The sequence below is a fragment of the Dickeya undicola genome (assembly GCF_000784735.1).
Lineage (GTDB): Bacteria > Pseudomonadota > Gammaproteobacteria > Enterobacterales > Enterobacteriaceae > Dickeya > Dickeya undicola.
In genome coordinates, this window is record NZ_JSYG01000026.1 from 48006 (window position 1) to 63354 (window position 15349).

Here is a 15349-nt window from a genome sequence, read left to right on the forward strand (position 1 = left end):
GGCGAACCGTCCTCCGGACTATAAACGGTGGACGGTTATCACGATCCGTGGGCTTTGCTGGCACCGGTTAATCGCTGACACCAATCTCATGTTTTTTCAGCAGGCCGCGAAACTGGTGGTAGGTTACCCCCAATAGTTCGGCCGCCTTGCGTTGGTTAAAGCGAGCCTGTGCCAGCGCCTGCTGCACCAGTTGCCGTTCCTGATCATGCTGCCAGCCGCGCAGGTCCAGTGGCAGAGCGGGGAGTGACGCCGGGGCGGTGGTTGCCTTCTCGGGCGTGAATGCGGCCAGCGGCTTGAACGGGTTGAGGATGATGTTGTCCACCGGATCGCGGTTGTCACCATGTCGGTACAGCGAGCGCTCCACCACGTTCTTCAGCTCGCGGATATTACCCGGCCAGGCGTAATCCAGCAGCGTGCGCTCGGCTTGCGGGCTGAACCCCGGAAACAGCGGTAGCCCCAGCTCGCGGCACATCTGTACCGCGAAATGCTGCGCCAGCAACATGATGTCCTGCTGGCGCTGACGCAGCGGTGGCAGATGCACCACGTCGAACGCTAATCGGTCCAGCAGATCGGCGCGGAATTTCCCCTGTGCGGCCAGCGCGGGCAAGTCTTCGTTGGTGGCGCATACCAGCCGCACGTCCACCTGTAACGACTGTCCGCCGCCCACGCGCTCCAGCACGCCGTATTCGATAACCCGCAACAGTTTTTCCTGCACCAGCATCGGTGCGGTAGCCAGTTCATCCAGAAATAGCGTGCCGCCGTCGGCACGTTCAAAACGGCCCAGATGTCGCTTTTGCGCGCCGGTAAAGGCACCGGCTTCATGGCCGAACAGCTCGGAATCCAGCAGATTTTCGTTCAACGCCGCGCAGTTGAGCGAAATGAACGGCCCCTGCCAGTGGGGTGACAGGTAATGCAGACGGCTGGCGATCAGTTCTTTACCGGTGCCCCGTTCGCCGATCACCAGTACCGGTTTATTGAGCTGCGCCAGTTGCGACACCTGTTCCAGCACTTCCAGAAAACTGTTGGCTTCGCCCAGTAACGACTCTTGCTCGTGCGCCATGACCTTGCCCTTGTATTTTTCGCCACTAGTTGGTTAATTTGACCATAACAAAGATAGTGTGCGCTGTATACCTTGGTTGTTAATGTATTATTTATCAATTGGTTATCTTGTTATGAAAAGTTGGCACGGCATTTGATTATGTCAGTGTGTCATCAGGCAACGGCTGATGGAGATAACGAACCGGGCGTCGCAGACGCCGGAAATTACTGAGGAGTAGAGTATGGGTATTTTTTCCCGTTTTGCCGACATCGTGAACGCCAATATCAATGCCTTGCTGGATAAGGCCGAAGACCCGCAGAAGCTGGTGCGGCTGATGATTCAGGAAATGGAAGATACACTGGTTGAAGTGCGTTCCACCTCCGCCCGTGCGCTGGCGGAAAAGAAGCAGCTGGCTCGACGCATTGAACAGGCCCGTGGTCAGCAGGATGAGTGGCAGGAAAAAGCGGAACTGGCGCTGCGCCGTGAGCGTGAAGAACTGGCGCGTGCCGCGCTGGTGGAAAAACAGAAGCTGACGGAACTGGTGACGGTGCTGGAACAGGAAGCGGCGGCGGTAGACGAAACGCTGGAGCGCCTGAAACGGGAAATCGGCGAGCTGGAGAATAAGCTGACCGAAACCCGTGCCCGTCAGCAGGCGCTGACGCTGCGCCATCAGGCTGCCAGTTCGTCCCGCGATATTCGTCGCCAGCTCGACAGCGGTAAACTGGATGAAGCAATGGCTCGCTTTGAACAGTTCGAACGGCGTATCGATACGCTGGAAGCTGAAGCAGAAAGCGTAGGGCTGGGCAAACAGAAATCGCTGGATCAGCAATTTGCCGATCTGAAGGCCAGCGACGAGATCGACGCGCAACTGGCGGCGCTGAAAGCCAAAGTCAAACCGGCGGAGTAACCGCCACTGGCTGCCGCTGCGGCGGCAGTCTTGCCGCATTACCATAATAATTAAGGAGAAAAAATGGGTGCTCTGGTAATGACAATGATTCCGTTGACGGTGTTTCTGCTGTTTGTGGCACCGCTATGGCTGTGGCTGCACTACAGCCAGCGTCGCCACCGCGCGCCGCAATGGGATCCGGCTGAACAGCAGCGGCTGACCCGGTTAACGCAAGACGCACAGCGTATGCGCGAGCGAATTGACGCGCTGGAACAGATTCTGGATGCAGAGCATCCCAACTGGAGGCAATCCTGATGAACACCCGTTTTGAGCGAAAACTTTATCGTTTGCCGGAAGAGGGCATGATCAAAGGCGTGTGCGCCGGATTGGCGCGTTATTTTGATGTGCCGGTCAAATTGGTGCGCCTTATCGCGGTGTTGTCGATTTTCTTCGGTCTGTTTCTGATTACCGTGGTGGCCTACATTATTCTCAGCTTCGTGCTGGACCCGGCTCCGCCGCAGGCGTATCAGCCCGCCGATGTCGAAGCCTCGCCGAATGCATTGTTGGATCAGGCGGATGCGATCCTCAGCGCCAGCGAGCAGCGGTTGCGTAACATTGAACGCTACATCACATCGGATGCGTATGGCCTGCGCAGCAAGTTCCGTCAGCTATAATCACCGCGCCAGCCGACGGCTGGCTTGATCGCTTCTGCGGGATTCGGTTTCCATCGAATCCCGTACATGTCGTTTTTCATGTTGTCATTTTTCGTTTTGCGGCGGCCGTACCATAATGCGGTGATCGTCGGGCAGGACAATGAACAGGAGTGTCATGGCTTATTCCCTTCCTTTCAACCGGTTGCAGAGCGAATTTAGCGCGCTGGTCAATCGCAGCGCCGATCGCCACTTGCGGCTGGCTGTCACCGGCCTGAGCCGCAGCGGCAAGACAGCGTTTATTACATCATTGGTCAATCAGTTGCTCAATGCGCAGCACGGTGCACGGCTCCCGCTGTTTTCCGTCGCACGCGAAAACCGGCTACTGGGTGCCAGGCGCATTCCACAGCGGGATCTGGGCATTCCCCGTTTTGCGTATGACGAAGGCATGGCCTCGCTGTACGGCGTGCCACCGGCCTGGCCGACACCAACCCGTGGTGTCAGTGAAATTCGGCTGGCGCTGCGTTACCGTTCCCACGACAGCCTGTTGCGCCACTTCCGCGATACCGCCACGCTTTATCTGGAAATCGTCGATTATCCCGGCGAATGGCTGTTGGATCTGCCGCTGCTGGAGCAGAGTTACGCCGACTGGTCGCGCCAGATGGCTGCGATGTTGCAGGGTGACCGACGCCACTGGGCACAACCCTGGCTGGCGATGTGCGAAGGGCTTGACCCGCTGGCCCCGGCGGATGAGAACCGGCTGGCGGCGATCGCTCAGGCGTATACCGACTACCTGCTGCGCTGTAAACAGGAAGGTCTGCACTTCATTCAGCCGGGGCGCTTTGTGTTGCCGGGCGATCTGGCTGGCGCGCCTGTATTGCAGTTCTTCCCCTGGCCGTGGCCTGACGACCGGCTGGACACCGCACTGGCGCAGGCGGGTGACAATACGCTGATCAGCATGTTACGCCAGCGGTTCGACTACTACTGCCAGCATGTGGTGCGGGAATTCTACCGCCAGCACTTTGTGCGTTTCGACCGGCAAATCGTGCTGGTGGATTGCCTGCAACCGCTCAACCACGGCGTACAGTCGTTTAACGATATGCGGCTGGCGCTGACCCAATTGATGCAGAGTTTTCACTACGGCAAGCGCACATTATTGCGTCGGCTGTTTTCGCCCTGTATCGACCGGCTGATGTTCGCCGCCAGCCAGTCCGACCATATCACCGCCGATCAGCACGCCAATCTGGTGTCGTTGCTACAGCAACTGGTGCAGGAAGCCTGGCGTAATGCTGCGTTTGAGGGGATAGAGATTGACTGTGCGGGTATTGCCTCGGTGCAGGCGACGCAAAGCGGCGTGGTGTCGCATCAGGGGCAGTCGTTGTCGGCGTTGCGTGGCAACCGGCTGGCGGACGGCGAGCCGGTTACCCTGTATCCCGGCGATGTCCCGTCGCGGCTGCCGGACCCATCCTTCTGGCGCGAGCAGGGATTCCACTTTGAACCGTTTCGTCCGTTGGAAATGCAAACGGACACACCGTTGCCGCATATCCGTCTGGATTCGGTGATGGAGTTTTTACTGGGAGACAAGTTGCGATGAATGAACCGTTGAAACCCCGCGTCACCTTTGACAATGCACCGGTGGAGCCTGCTGATGCACCGCTGCGGCCGTCGGTCGCCTTTGCCGACGGCGAGGCGCAATGTTTTATTCCGGCGACAACGGCTGACGACGACGCGCCGGATGACGGCGAGAGCGCCGAGCAGGTGGTCAGCGACGCGTTGCGCCCGCGCCGAAGCCTGTGGCGGAAAATGCTGGGTCTGGGTGTGGCACTGTTCGGCCTTAGCGCGCTGGCGCAAGGCGGGCGTTCGCTGTATCAGGCTTGGATGAGTCAGGACTGGATTGCGCTCGGCGGCGTGGCGGCGGGCACCCTGATTGTGGGTGCTGGTGTCGGGTCGCTGGCGGTCGAGTGGCACCGATTATACCGGTTGCGCCAGCGAGCGGAAACGCGCGATCGGGCGCGGGAATTACTCAACAGTCACGGTACGGGCAGCGCTCGCGCTTTCTGTGAGGGGGTGGCCCGCCAGGCTGGATTGGATGTCGGGCATCCGGCGCTGCAACGCTGGCAAGCGTCACTGCACGATACCCACAACGATCGTGAAGTGACCGCGTTGTACGCGCATTTAGTACAACCGGTACTGGACGCCCGTGCCCGCCGTGAGATCAGCCGCTCTGCCGCCGAGTCGGCGCTGATGATTGCCGTCAGCCCACTGGCGCTGGTGGATATGGCGTTTATCGCCTGGCGCAATCTGCGGCTGGTCAATCGCATTGCGCGGTTATACGGCATCGAACTGGGCTATTTTAGCCGTATCCGCCTGTTCCGGCTGGTGCTGCTGAATGTGGCCTTTGCCGGTGCCAGCGAACTGGTGCGGGAAATCGGTATGGATTGGATGTCGCAGGATTTGGCGGCGCGGCTGTCGGCACGCGCGGCACAAGGGCTGGGAGCCGGTCTGCTGACCGCACGGCTGGGTATTCGTGCGATGGAGCTGTGTCGCCCGTTACCGTGGCTGGATGACAAACCCCGGCTGGGGGATTTCCGGCGTGAGCTGATTGGCCGAATTCGGGTAAAAACGCCGTCATCGTCGTCCGGGGAGTAATGCCCGGCGCGTGGCATAAAAGCACCTCCACAGGTTGTGCGTTATGTAACCAGCCGTATCGCCCATCGTGCGCCGTCACACCGCCGATGGCGATAACATCCGGATAACATTCGTAAAGCCCCGATGCAGGGTATTACCGTCCCGTTGCACTTTAATATCCTGCAAATAATACCATTCATTAATAATAACAAATGATAATTATTGCCGCTATGGTTTGCCAGAACGTTTACCAACGATGACCGACCATCAATCAGGGGCAATACCATGGACTCGACTTTCAGTGCGCGCAACGCGCCAACGGTTTACGCCGTCAATCATCCGCTTCCTCTTCATACGCTGGCGATGCGTATTGATGCCTTACCCTCATCATGGGGGCTGTGGCGTTTCATCATCCTGCTGTCGCTGGGTGGCTTCTTTGAACTGTACGATCTGTTTCAGACGGCGTACATCAGCACCGGGTTGATGGGAGAGAAGATTTTCCACACCGGAAAAGAGGGGCTGCTCGGCGTGTCGGACCAGGCTACGTTTGCATCCGCCACCTTTTTTGGCCTGTTTATCGGTGCCAGCCTGCTAGCACCGCAGGCGGATCGACTCGGGCGGCGTACCGCTTTCATGTTTGCGCTGGCGTGGTATGGCGTGTTCTCACTGTTGATGGCGTTCCAGACGCACGCGGAGTGGGTCATCTTGTGCCGCTTTCTGGTGGGAATAGGGCTGGGGGTCGAGTTGGTGACTATCGATACCTACCTGTCCGAATGGGCACCGACGCATCTGCGTAGTCAGGCGTTTGCGCTGGCGTTCTTCATGCAGTTCCTGTCGGTGCCGACGGTGGCGCTGATGTCCTGGTGGCTGGTGCCGCAGACGTTTTGGGGGCTATCCGGCTGGCGTTATGTGGTGATCATCGGCGCGGTGTGCTCGCTGGTGGTGTGGCTGTTGCGTCGTAACCTGACGGAGTCGGCGCGTTGGCTGGCATCGCGCGGGCGTTACCGGGAAGCGGAAAAGGTGATGGTCGAGATGGAACACCGTTGCGGCGTCTCACCGGGTAAGGCGCTGATGCCGCAGACGAGAATAACGCTGCCGTCACGCGGTCGGTTTCGTGATATTTGGTCAGCACGCTATCGCCGCCGCACGCTGATGCTGATGACCATGAATATTTTCCAGGCCATCGGGTTCTTTGGTTTTGGTAACTGGCTGCCAGCGCTGCTGGCGGGGCGGGGGGCAACCGTGACGCACAGCCTGCTGTACGCCTTTTTCATTACACTGGCCTATCCGTTAGGGTCGCTGCTGTGCAGTTGGTACGCAGGCAAACTCGAAAACAAGTGGCAAATTGTGTTGTCATCACTGATGACGGTGGTGTGCGGCACGTTGTTCGCTTTCCAGACGCAACCGCTGTGGCTGATTGTCTGTGGTTTTCTGATCACCTATTCCAACGCCTGGCTGACCATCAGCTATCACGCGTATCAAACCGAGATTTTCCCGACGGCGATCCGCGCCCGCGGGGTGGGGTTCTGCTACTCCTTCAGCCGCCTGTCCACGGCGCTGAGCAGTATCGTCATCGGGCTGATCCTGCAATATTACGATACCAGCGGTGTGCTGGCGTTTATCATCATCAGTATGTTGACCGTGGTGGTGACGGTTGGCGTCTTTGGCCCACGGACCCGTGGTGTCCGGCTGGAAAACATCTGATCGCGGGGACGAGCGCCAAACCTGTGCAACCATAAAATGAGCGGATGACGGCCGAAAAACAGCAAAGGTTTTGATATAGCCCGCATTCCGCTGCCACGAACCATGCTTATCTAATAAGTAGGGATAAACTTAAACAGGGATAACCCGGTGTATGGATTGTGTCCTAGCCGCTCAGGCGATGACCAAGACTGCCGATAACCAGAAGATGGATGTTCTTTTTTTCCTCTGGCTGGAAGGATACTTATGATGCTTCGTGGCAACAAACTCCTGTTGGCTGGCGCGCTCGGTGCGCTGATGACGGCAGGTTCCGCTCAGGCGCAGTGGATTATGACGCCGACTGACGCCCAGCGCTTCGCTCAGGCCAGCTTTCCTGAATACCTTGATGGTTTGACACTCAGCAATGACACCGACATCGCGGCGGATATTCAGCGCAACCTTAACTGGCTGGACAAGGCTTTTCAGAAGCGGGGATTTACCACCCAGCAACTGGCTAATGGCGCGCACCCGATGCTGTATGCCGAGCTGGGGCCGATGCAACCCAACCGGCCGACCGTGCTGTTCCTGATGCACTTTGATGGTCAGTCGGCCAGCGCGTCCGAATGGAGTACCGACCCCTGGAAACCGACGCTGAAAATCAAGGATTCACGCGGTATCTGGGTGCCACAACCTAACGAACGGCTAATGCAGCCGGGGCTGGATCCGGAATGGCGCGTCTTCGCGCGCTCGGCGTCGGACGGCAAAGGGGTTATCTCCCTGTTCCTGACCGCGATTGATGCGCTGAAAAGCGCCAATACCGCCACCACGGTGAATATCAAGGTGCTGCTCGACTCGGAAGAGGAGCGCGGTTCGCCGCACCTGGCGGCAGTGGTTAATCAGAACGCCGCCCGGCTGAAAAATGACGGCGTGGTGATTTTTAACGGCGCGGTGAACACCAATGCCATGCCAGTGCTCACGTTTGGTTATCGTGGGTCGATACAGGTGGACATGACAGTGTTTGGTCCCGACCCGGCGGCCCACAGCGGCGCGTTTGGCAACGTGATCGTCAACCCGGTGCAACAGCTGGCGGGCTTACTGGCAGGAATCAAAGACGCCAATGGCCGGGTGACCTTGCCGGGGTTCTATGATCGGGTCAAAATCGCCGATGACGAACGCAAACAGCTGGCCGCGCAGGCACCACAGCCGGGCACCATCGAAAGCCGCTACGGGGTGACCCAACTGGAAAAAATGGCACCCAACCCGGTGGAGGCGGTGCAGTACCCGTCGCTGGACGTCATCGGCCTGAGGGCGGGTGATACCGGCCGCAAAGCCATCTACGCTATTCCGTCGACCGCGACCGCCAGCATCAACATTCGCACAGTGCCGGAAACCTCGCCTGATTACCTGTATGACCTGCTGAAAAGGTATGTCACCGCCAACGGTTTTTATATCGTGCGTTCCGACTCGCCCTCATTGCAGGAGCGTAATCACAACCCCAAACTGATTTCGATGAGCATGATGACGTCGTCCGGTAGTTCGTTTGCCGTGCGCACGCAGATGGCGTCGCCACTGGCGAAATGGGCGCAGGCTGGTGTAAAAGCACCGCTGAAAGGCGAGCCGGAAAAGAACCGTATGTTAGGCGTCTCGCCGCCTATCAATGGGGCGCTGGCGGCGCTGAAAAGCGCCTTTGCCGTGGTGTCGCTGGTGAATGCGGACAATAACGCCTACAGCAGCGACGAAAATATGCGCATTGGCAACTACATCGACGGTATCCGCATCATGGTGTCGATGATGACCACACCGTTCCCGGAAGAGGAAAAAACCAAATAAAACCGCTTTTCGGTTGCCGGGGTGTCAACTTTTGCTGACACCCCACTTCATCCGGTGACGGTGAAAGGGTATGATGCAGCTCTCGTCCTTGCCGCACCTGATGAAGAAGGTTTTATTGATGCGTCTGGAAGTATTTTGTGAAGACCGGATTGGTCTGACTCGTGAGCTGCTCGATCTGCTGGTGCTGCGACATATCGACCTGCGCGGCATCGAAATTGATCCGATGGGCCGGATCTACCTCAATTTTACCACCCTCGGTTTTGATACGTTTCGTGAACTGATGACGGAAATTCGCCGTATTCCCGGTGTCAGCGATGTGCGCACCGTGGCGTTTATGCCGTCTGAGCGGGAGCATCGGGCGCTGAACGCGCTGCTGGAATCGATGCCGGAACCGGTGTTGTCGTTCGATCTCAAAGGCAAAGTGGAGTTGATCAACGCTGCTGCACTTAGTCTGTTTGAGCTGACGCAGGAAAAAGCCCGCACCCTTAACGTCAGCCAGTTGCTGAACGATTACCACTTTTCCCGCTGGCAGGAGCAGGGCGGCCAGCCGGAAACCGCCCGTGTGGTGATCCGCGGGCAGGATTTTTTGCAGGAAGTGACGCCGGTTCATCTGGACGACGATAAAGGCAAATCTACCGTCGCCGGGGCGCTGGTGACATTGAAATCGGCCGTGCGCATGGGCCGCCAGTTGCAGGACACGCCAGTCAACGACGAGCGGGAATTCGACCATATTGTGGCGGTCAGCCCGCGGATGCGTCAGGTGGTGGAGCAGGCGCGCAAACTGGCGATGCTGGACGCACCCTTGCTGCTGGTGGGGGAAACCGGCACCGGCAAGGACATGCTGGCCCGCGCCTGTCATGTGCGCAGCCGCCGCGGCAAGCAGCCGTTTCTGGCGCTCAACTGCGCTGCACTGCCGGATGACGTGATGGAAAGCGAGCTTTACGGCCACGCGCCGGGCGCTTATCCCAACGCGCTGGAAGGCAAGAAAGGTTTTTTCGAGCAGGCTAACGGCGGCTCGGTGCTGTTGGATGAAGTGGGCGAAATGTCGCCGCAGATGCAGACCAAACTGCTGCGTTTTCTCAATGACGGCACCTTCCGCCGGGTAGGCGAAGAGCACGAGGTGCACGTAGATGTGCGCGTGATCTGCGCCACGCAGAAAAACATGCAGGATCTGGTGCAGCGCGGCCTGTTTCGGGAAGATCTCTATTACCGCCTGAACGTGCTGACATTGCAATTACCGCCGCTGCGCGAATGCCCGGCGGATGTGATGCCGCTGGTGGAGCTGTTCGTGGCCCGTTTTGCCGATGAACAGGGGATCGCGCGCCCACATATCGCGCAGGAAGTGCGTAACCTGTTGCCTCAATACGGCTGGCCGGGCAACGTGCGTCAGTTGAAAAACACCATCTATCGGGCACTGGCGCAACTGGACGGTGGCGAGCTGCGCCTGCGCGATATCGACCTGCCTGCTTTCCAGCCGGAAATCGTCCACAACGACGATTTGCTGGAAGGCTCGCTGGATGACATCAGCAAACGGTTTGAACGCTCAGTATTGACCCGCCTTTATCAGACCTACCCCAGCACCCGTAAACTGGCCAAACGGCTCGGCGTGTCTCATACCGCCATCGCCAATAAATTGCGGGAATATGGGCTGAGTAGCCGAAAAGGTGGGGATGAGGACGAGTAGTTCTGATGAAAGGGAGAGAAAAGCGGATGGTGTACTTAGATTTGACAAGCAAACTATAAAGTGAAAGGCCCAACGAATGGGCCTTTTTCATTGAACAGAGACATATGCTCTACGCAATCTCAGTTTCAAGGTCGATGGGCGGTTAACTTTCAAACTCTCGCCTATGTATCTGCCGTTAACCAGTTTAATTTCACCTGATTCCAGCTTGTTCTTCAGATCCTGACCAGCAGCTTTTTGAAGTCTCTCACCCATTTCAAGGATGAGGCATTCGGCAGAGGTAGAATAATGATTAATAACTTTGCGTTGTGACGACATAACCTCTTCCTCCTGTTGGTATATCACAATAGGCATTCCATCCAGGAAATCCCTCTTTAAACAACCGACTTTTCCGCTTTCCGTTGAGGCCGAGTAATTTGCAGTAGATATCTGTCAGGTCGGTTGTACGCAAATGCTGGTGGTCCTCTGCTGCTGAGAATACGTAAGCACCTGCGTTACAAACAGTATAATGGTCATAAATTATACTTGCAACGTTCCAGAGTACCTGGCTACTGGAAAGCCCTGGATGCTGCACGTGCTGGAATCCTTTGAAAGCCATCTCGTTCGGGTTAATTTCGTCAAAAATAACACCCCATACCCCACTTGCGGGAAAGCAGAATGCGGGGTGGGCGGTTCGAATGTTTACTCCCTTCCGAACAAGGTCATCCATTGTCGTTATCTGCTCAAAACCAACAGCGTATAGTGTACTTCCCACAGCAAATTGTCTGTAGACCATCCCATTGCCGAAATGGTCGGAGAAGGGTTCAGTCCATTGAATTGGGTTATTCACGGATAGTCCATATATGGAAAAACGAGCGCCCATTCAAGCAAATGCTGGTATGGAACACAATTCCTCGTTTATGGCGATAGCTTAATCAATGTGCTCAGGCTGCTATCAATGAACCAGCACATCCCCCGGAATCAGCGAATATAAAGCCGCTGTTACCGGCTGGTCGCGAATAATAATCCGGTTGCGCAGCAACCCTTCGAAATGCGCGCCCACTTTTTCCGCCACCCGGCGACTGGCGTGGTTTTCTTCCGCCGCGACAATTTCCAGCCGGGTCAGTCCCAGCGTGCCGAAACCGAACGGCACGATTTCCCGTACTGCTTCGGGAATCAACCCTTGCCCCTGCGCCGACTGGCGTACCCAGTAGCCGACATTACCGAGACGATAGGCCTTGCTGATGTTGTTGATGGCGACGGTGCCGAGCAGGTGCCCGGCGGTGCGGTCGAAGATAGCCAGATCAAACGCCTCGCCCTCGTGGCGTTGCTGTTCGCAACAGGCTATCCAGTCCTGTGCCATCGGCAGATCGTAATTTGACATGCACCAGGGTAGCCAGCGCCCGACGGTTTCCAGCGACTCATGTATGGCGTCAAGCAACGCCGCGGCATCGGCGGGGACAAACGGGCGCAGGCACAAACGATCGGTCAGCAATGGAAACATATCTCCTCCAAAAGCGACAATGGCAGATACAGGATGATACAAATGATAATGCAACAGTTTTCCGCCTCACGCTATTGTCATGATGACTCGCTTGAATAATGAGGGAGGACAGGGTGGTGCGTTTGAACAACTGGCTACGGATAACGGTTGGCGGGCTGGCGTTATGCGCCGTGCTGGCGGCGGCGATTGCTATCGCAGTCTGGGCGCTGTTACGCCAGAGTTTGCCTCCGTTGGATGGCGCGCTGAGCGTGCCAGGTCTGCATACGCCGGTAACGGTGGAGCGAGACGATGCGGGCGTGCCTATCATCCGGGCTGGCGACCGCTTGTCCGCCGCGTTTGCGCTGGGTTTTGTCCATGCGCAAGATCGCTTCTTCCAGATGGATTTGCTCCGGCGCAGTGCGTCAGGAGAACTGGCCGCGTTAGTCGGCGCGGCGGCGTTGCCGCTGGACCGTCAGCGCCGGTTGTTTTTGCTGCGCCGACAGGTTTCCGAACGCTGGCAACAGCTGCCCGTCGACCAGCAGCAGATCCTGCGTAGCTATGCCGATGGCGTGAATGCCGGGCTGCATAGCCTGAAAACCCGGCCGTTCGAGTACTGGCTGCTGCGTGTTGAACCGCAAGTCTGGCTGCCGGAAGACACCCTGCTGACGATTGCTGCGATGTATTTTGACCTGCAGGATAATCAGTTCGGCCGCGAATACGCTCGCGGCTGGATTGCCAGCCAAAGCACACCAGATCAGACTGACTTTCTGTTGCCGGAGGCCAGCGTGTGGGATGCGCCGTTGGTAGGACAATTGCCGTCAACACCAGCATTGCCTGCTGCTGCACCTGAATGGTGGGGGCAGCAGAGCAGTGCGGCGTTTGCGCCCGGCGGCGTTGACGAACAAGCCAAAGGCAGCAATGGCTGGCTGGTGCGTACACCGGAACGGGCGATACTGGCGAACGACATGCATCTTGGGTTGCGTTTGCCAACGGTGTGGTATCGCGCACAACTTATCTATCCGACGGAAGACGGCACGCTGCGCCTGACTGGGCTTTCTCTGCCCGGCGCACCCGCTATCGTCAGCGGCAGCAATGAGCATATCGCCTGGGGGTTTACCAATAGTTACGCCGATACCTTCGACTGGGTGAAACTGAACAACGCTGAGGGCAATCCGCGTCTGGTGCAGGAAACGCTGGCGGTCAGTCACGGCGAGCCGCAGTCAATGACGGTGGAAACCAGCGACTGGGGGCCGATTGTCGCAACCGGGCAAGGGCGCATGGCGATGCACTGGGTGTTGCAGTTGCCGGGCTCGCTGGATCTGTCGCTGATGGCGATGGCGGAAACCCACACGGTGCCGGAAGCGTTGGCGACCGGGCAACGAGCCGGTCTGCCGGTGCAAAATCTGCTGGTGGCCGACCGTCACGGGCACATCGGCTGGACGCTGGCCGGAATGCTGCCGGACCGGCTGATGCCCGGCGTGCAAAACAGTTTTCCGCTGGCGAATATTCAGCAGGCGCGCTGGCGTGACACGGCGTTGCCACCTGCATCTCATCCTCAACTGGTCGACCCGCCGCAAGGGGTGATTGTGACCGCCAACAACCGCTTGCTGTTTGATGAGCAAGGCGAGATCGTCGGGGATGGCGGTGCTGACCCTGGTGTACGCGCGTCGGCGATTCATCAGGCGCTGGGTGAGGTCAGGCAGCCGGATATCGCCGCGATGCACCGCATCCAGTTGGACAACCGCGCACTGCTGGCGGCGAGTTGGCGTGACCAGCTGCTGGATTGCCTGAATGCTTCTGCACCGGACGCTATCGCGGATCAACCGACAGTCACCCGGTTATTGCAACAATGGAACGGGCAGGCGGCGGCCGACTCCACGGCTTACCTGGTGCTGAGTCGCTGGCGTGATACGCTTTACCAGCGGCTGTTCGGCACGCTGGACCAGCAACTGGCGCAGGCGTGGCCGGAGGCCAGCTACCGCGCTGCTAATCCACGTTGGGATATGACGGTGCAACAACTGATGCATGATGAAGCACGCCAGTGGGTGCCCGCACCCGCCAAAGACTGGTGCCAGTTCTCGTTGCAACAACTGGCGACGGTATGGCGGGAAAACGGGGAAGGCCGCCGTAACTGGGGGGACGTTAACCAGAGCCGCATCGCTCACCCACTGGCCTCGTCGCTACCGTTGCTGGGGAACCTGTTGCGGGTATCGACGGAACCGCTCTCTGGGGACAATCATGTACCGCATGTTAATCGCCCAACGTTCGGCGCATCGGAACGGTTGGTGATTTCGCCGGGCGATGAAGCTAACGCGACCTTAAGCCTGCCAGGTGGGCAGAGCGGTAATCCGCTCAGTCGCTGGTGGTTGGATGGCTATCGACGCTGGATGAGCGAGGCGCAGACACCGCTGCTGCCAGGCGTCGGTTCCAGCCGACTGGAACTAAAACCGGCCTCCGCCCAGCCATAAGGCATGGTTATGATACCTCGCGGGGCGTACTCTCGCTGGCATGGGGCTGCTCGCCGGGCAGCGGCAACTGCGCGAGTTGCGCCAGCCGGGCATGATCCTGCTCGCTGTCGGGCATATAAACCAGCATTCGGTCACCGTTGCGGGAAGCGCTCCACCAGTTGATCTGCCGCAGGGTGAAAATGCCCAGTGTGGGGTGACGGAAGCGCTTGATCTTGTCATCTACACCCTGAATCTCATAGCGCTGATACCACAACTGGCGAAATGCTTCCGAGGCGCTCAGGTAGCGCTGTAATTGTGCTTCCCAGAGTGGCTCGCCTGCGTGTTCCGTCATCTGCGCCCGAAACATCGCCACCAGGTTAGGCAACAGATCGTGCTGGTCCTCCAGCCGTTCCCGCCAGTTCGGATGGGTGAGCGCCAGCCAAATACAGTTGCGATCTTCCGCTGCCATCTGATGCAGGTCGATACCCAGTAGCCGACACCAGGCGTCGTTAAATCCCAGGATGGTAAAGCGGGCGTTGACGATCACCGCCGGAAACGGATTGAGCTGATCAAGAATGCGCTGGCTGTCTGCGCTGATTTTCTCGCAACTGGCTTGTGCGGCGGGGGAGAACGGCAGCCCAGCCAGCATAAACAGATGCCGGGTTTCCGCTTCGTTGAATTGCAGCGCTTTGGCGATAGCAGTCAGTGTTTTGGAAGAGGCTCGAATTTCCCGGCCTTGCTCCAGCCAGGTGTACCAGGTAATTCCCACGTCCGCCAGTAGCGCCACATCTTCGCGGCGTAGCCCCGGTGTGCGCCGTTTGCGCGGCAGCGACAACCCCAGACGCAGCGGATCGAGGCTTTCACGCCGTGCGCGCAAAAACGCCCCCAGCCGTTTACGGTTATCCGGTTGCAGTGATGCAACACGGGTGTCGGTCTGTGGGGTGGGTAGCGGCATAACCATAGCGCGAACCTCCAGATAACGCGGTGAATCGTTACAGACAGGTAGTTTCTATACCAGGATAAACAGGAACTGGTCCCCGTTTAAA

14 protein-coding genes are annotated in these 15349 nt (G+C 58.2%); 9 read left to right on the forward strand and 5 right to left on the reverse strand.

Translation table 11 applies throughout. From position 1 onward, the window contains the following. Positions 1-67 precede the first annotated feature (67 nt). On the reverse strand, positions 68-1060 hold the full coding sequence (pspF, locus tag OB87_RS13135; RefSeq protein ID WP_033569871.1) for a phage shock protein operon transcriptional activator: 993 nt from the start codon (positions 1058-1060) through the stop codon (positions 68-70). Positions 1061-1280: 220 nt separating this feature from the next. Between pspF and pspA the strand changes: the two genes are divergently transcribed. The 8 genes from pspA (at position 1281) to tyrR (ending at position 10397) form a co-directional block, all read left to right on the forward strand. Then, positions 1281-1946, forward strand: coding sequence for a phage shock protein PspA (gene pspA, locus OB87_RS13140; protein ID WP_033569872.1), 666 nt, complete (start codon positions 1281-1283; stop codon positions 1944-1946). Positions 1947-2009: 63 nt separating this feature from the next. Next, the gene (pspB, locus tag OB87_RS13145) at positions 2010-2240 is read left to right on the forward strand and encodes an envelope stress response membrane protein PspB (RefSeq protein ID WP_033569873.1); all 231 of its coding nucleotides are present in this window, start codon (positions 2010-2012) and stop codon (positions 2238-2240) included. Continuing rightward, positions 2240-2599, forward strand: coding sequence for an envelope stress response membrane protein PspC (pspC, locus tag OB87_RS13150; RefSeq protein WP_033569874.1), 360 nt, complete (start codon positions 2240-2242; stop codon positions 2597-2599). The genes pspB and pspC overlap by 1 nt, the downstream gene beginning before the upstream one ends. A 154-nt stretch (positions 2600-2753) precedes the next feature. Further along, positions 2754-4169 carry a YcjX family GTP-binding protein gene (locus tag OB87_RS13155; protein ID WP_033569875.1) on the forward strand — a complete coding sequence of 472 codons (1416 nt, stop codon included), beginning with the start codon at positions 2754-2756 and terminating at the stop codon, positions 4167-4169. Then, on the forward strand, positions 4166-5224 hold the full coding sequence (locus tag OB87_RS13160; protein WP_033569876.1) for a TIGR01620 family protein: 1059 nt from the start codon (positions 4166-4168) through the stop codon (positions 5222-5224). Before OB87_RS13155 ends, OB87_RS13160 begins: the two co-directional genes overlap by 4 nt. A gap of 342 nt (positions 5225-5566) precedes the next feature. Then, a complete protein-coding gene (locus tag OB87_RS13165) occupies positions 5567-6907 on the forward strand; it encodes an MFS transporter (RefSeq protein ID WP_235425280.1) in 1341 nt (446 codons plus the stop codon). 246 nt (positions 6908-7153) lie between these two features. After that, positions 7154-8713 carry a M20/M25/M40 family metallo-hydrolase gene (locus OB87_RS13170; protein WP_033569878.1) on the forward strand — a complete coding sequence of 520 codons (1560 nt, stop codon included), beginning with the start codon at positions 7154-7156 and terminating at the stop codon, positions 8711-8713. Between the two features lie 118 nt (positions 8714-8831). Continuing rightward, positions 8832-10397, forward strand: a complete 1566-nt coding sequence (gene tyrR / locus OB87_RS13175; RefSeq protein WP_033569905.1) for a transcriptional regulator TyrR — start codon at positions 8832-8834, stop codon at positions 10395-10397. Between the two features lie 87 nt (positions 10398-10484). Here tyrR and OB87_RS19930 read toward each other — a convergent pair whose 3' ends face one another. The 3 genes from OB87_RS19930 to OB87_RS13185 all read right to left on the reverse strand — a co-directional run bounded on the left by OB87_RS19930 (position 10485) and on the right by OB87_RS13185 (position 11877). Further along, a complete protein-coding gene (locus OB87_RS19930; RefSeq protein ID WP_072025475.1) occupies positions 10485-10712 on the reverse strand; it encodes a hypothetical protein in 228 nt (75 codons plus the stop codon). Next, entirely contained in the window at positions 10687-11223 is a 537-nt protein-coding gene (locus tag OB87_RS13180; protein WP_148042902.1) for a hypothetical protein, read from the reverse strand. Before OB87_RS13180 ends, OB87_RS19930 begins: the two co-directional genes overlap by 26 nt. Before the next feature lie 105 nt (positions 11224-11328). Further along, positions 11329-11877 (reverse strand): GNAT family N-acetyltransferase, encoded by a 549-nt coding sequence (locus OB87_RS13185; protein ID WP_033569880.1) that lies wholly within the window; start codon positions 11875-11877, stop codon positions 11329-11331. Between the two features lie 116 nt (positions 11878-11993). Between OB87_RS13185 and OB87_RS13190 the strand changes: the two genes are divergently transcribed. After that, entirely contained in the window at positions 11994-14324 is a 2331-nt protein-coding gene (locus tag OB87_RS13190) for a penicillin acylase family protein (protein WP_033569906.1), read from the forward strand. A 7-nt stretch (positions 14325-14331) separates the two neighbouring features. Here the strand turns inward: OB87_RS13190 and OB87_RS13195 are convergent, their stop codons facing one another. Then, on the reverse strand, positions 14332-15264 hold the full coding sequence (locus OB87_RS13195; RefSeq protein WP_033569881.1) for a helix-turn-helix transcriptional regulator: 933 nt from the start codon (positions 15262-15264) through the stop codon (positions 14332-14334). Positions 15265-15349 lie beyond the last annotated feature (85 nt).

What these genes read in the sequence shown, in the direction of transcription:
- pspF (WP_033569871.1), bottom strand. Translation starts at nt 1,060, where the DNA reads ATGGCGCACGAGCAAGAGTCGTTACTGGGCGAAGCCAACAGTTTTCTG.
- pspA (WP_033569872.1), top strand. Translation starts at nt 1,281, where the DNA reads ATGGGTATTTTTTCCCGTTTTGCCGACATCGTGAACGCCAATATCAAT.
- pspB (WP_033569873.1), top strand. Translation starts at nt 2,010, where the DNA reads ATGGGTGCTCTGGTAATGACAATGATTCCGTTGACGGTGTTTCTGCTG.
- pspC (WP_033569874.1), top strand. Translation starts at nt 2,240, where the DNA reads ATGAACACCCGTTTTGAGCGAAAACTTTATCGTTTGCCGGAAGAGGGC.
- OB87_RS13155 (WP_033569875.1), top strand. Translation starts at nt 2,754, where the DNA reads ATGGCTTATTCCCTTCCTTTCAACCGGTTGCAGAGCGAATTTAGCGCG.
- OB87_RS13160 (WP_033569876.1), top strand. Translation starts at nt 4,166, where the DNA reads ATGAATGAACCGTTGAAACCCCGCGTCACCTTTGACAATGCACCGGTG.
- OB87_RS13165 (WP_235425280.1), top strand. Translation starts at nt 5,567, where the DNA reads ATGCGTATTGATGCCTTACCCTCATCATGGGGGCTGTGGCGTTTCATC.
- OB87_RS13170 (WP_033569878.1), top strand. Translation starts at nt 7,154, where the DNA reads ATGCTTCGTGGCAACAAACTCCTGTTGGCTGGCGCGCTCGGTGCGCTG.
- tyrR (WP_033569905.1), top strand. Translation starts at nt 8,832, where the DNA reads ATGCGTCTGGAAGTATTTTGTGAAGACCGGATTGGTCTGACTCGTGAG.
- OB87_RS19930 (WP_072025475.1), bottom strand. Translation starts at nt 10,712, where the DNA reads ATGTCGTCACAACGCAAAGTTATTAATCATTATTCTACCTCTGCCGAA.
- OB87_RS13185 (WP_033569880.1), bottom strand. Translation starts at nt 11,877, where the DNA reads ATGTTTCCATTGCTGACCGATCGTTTGTGCCTGCGCCCGTTTGTCCCC.
- OB87_RS13195 (WP_033569881.1), bottom strand. Translation starts at nt 15,264, where the DNA reads ATGGTTATGCCGCTACCCACCCCACAGACCGACACCCGTGTTGCATCA.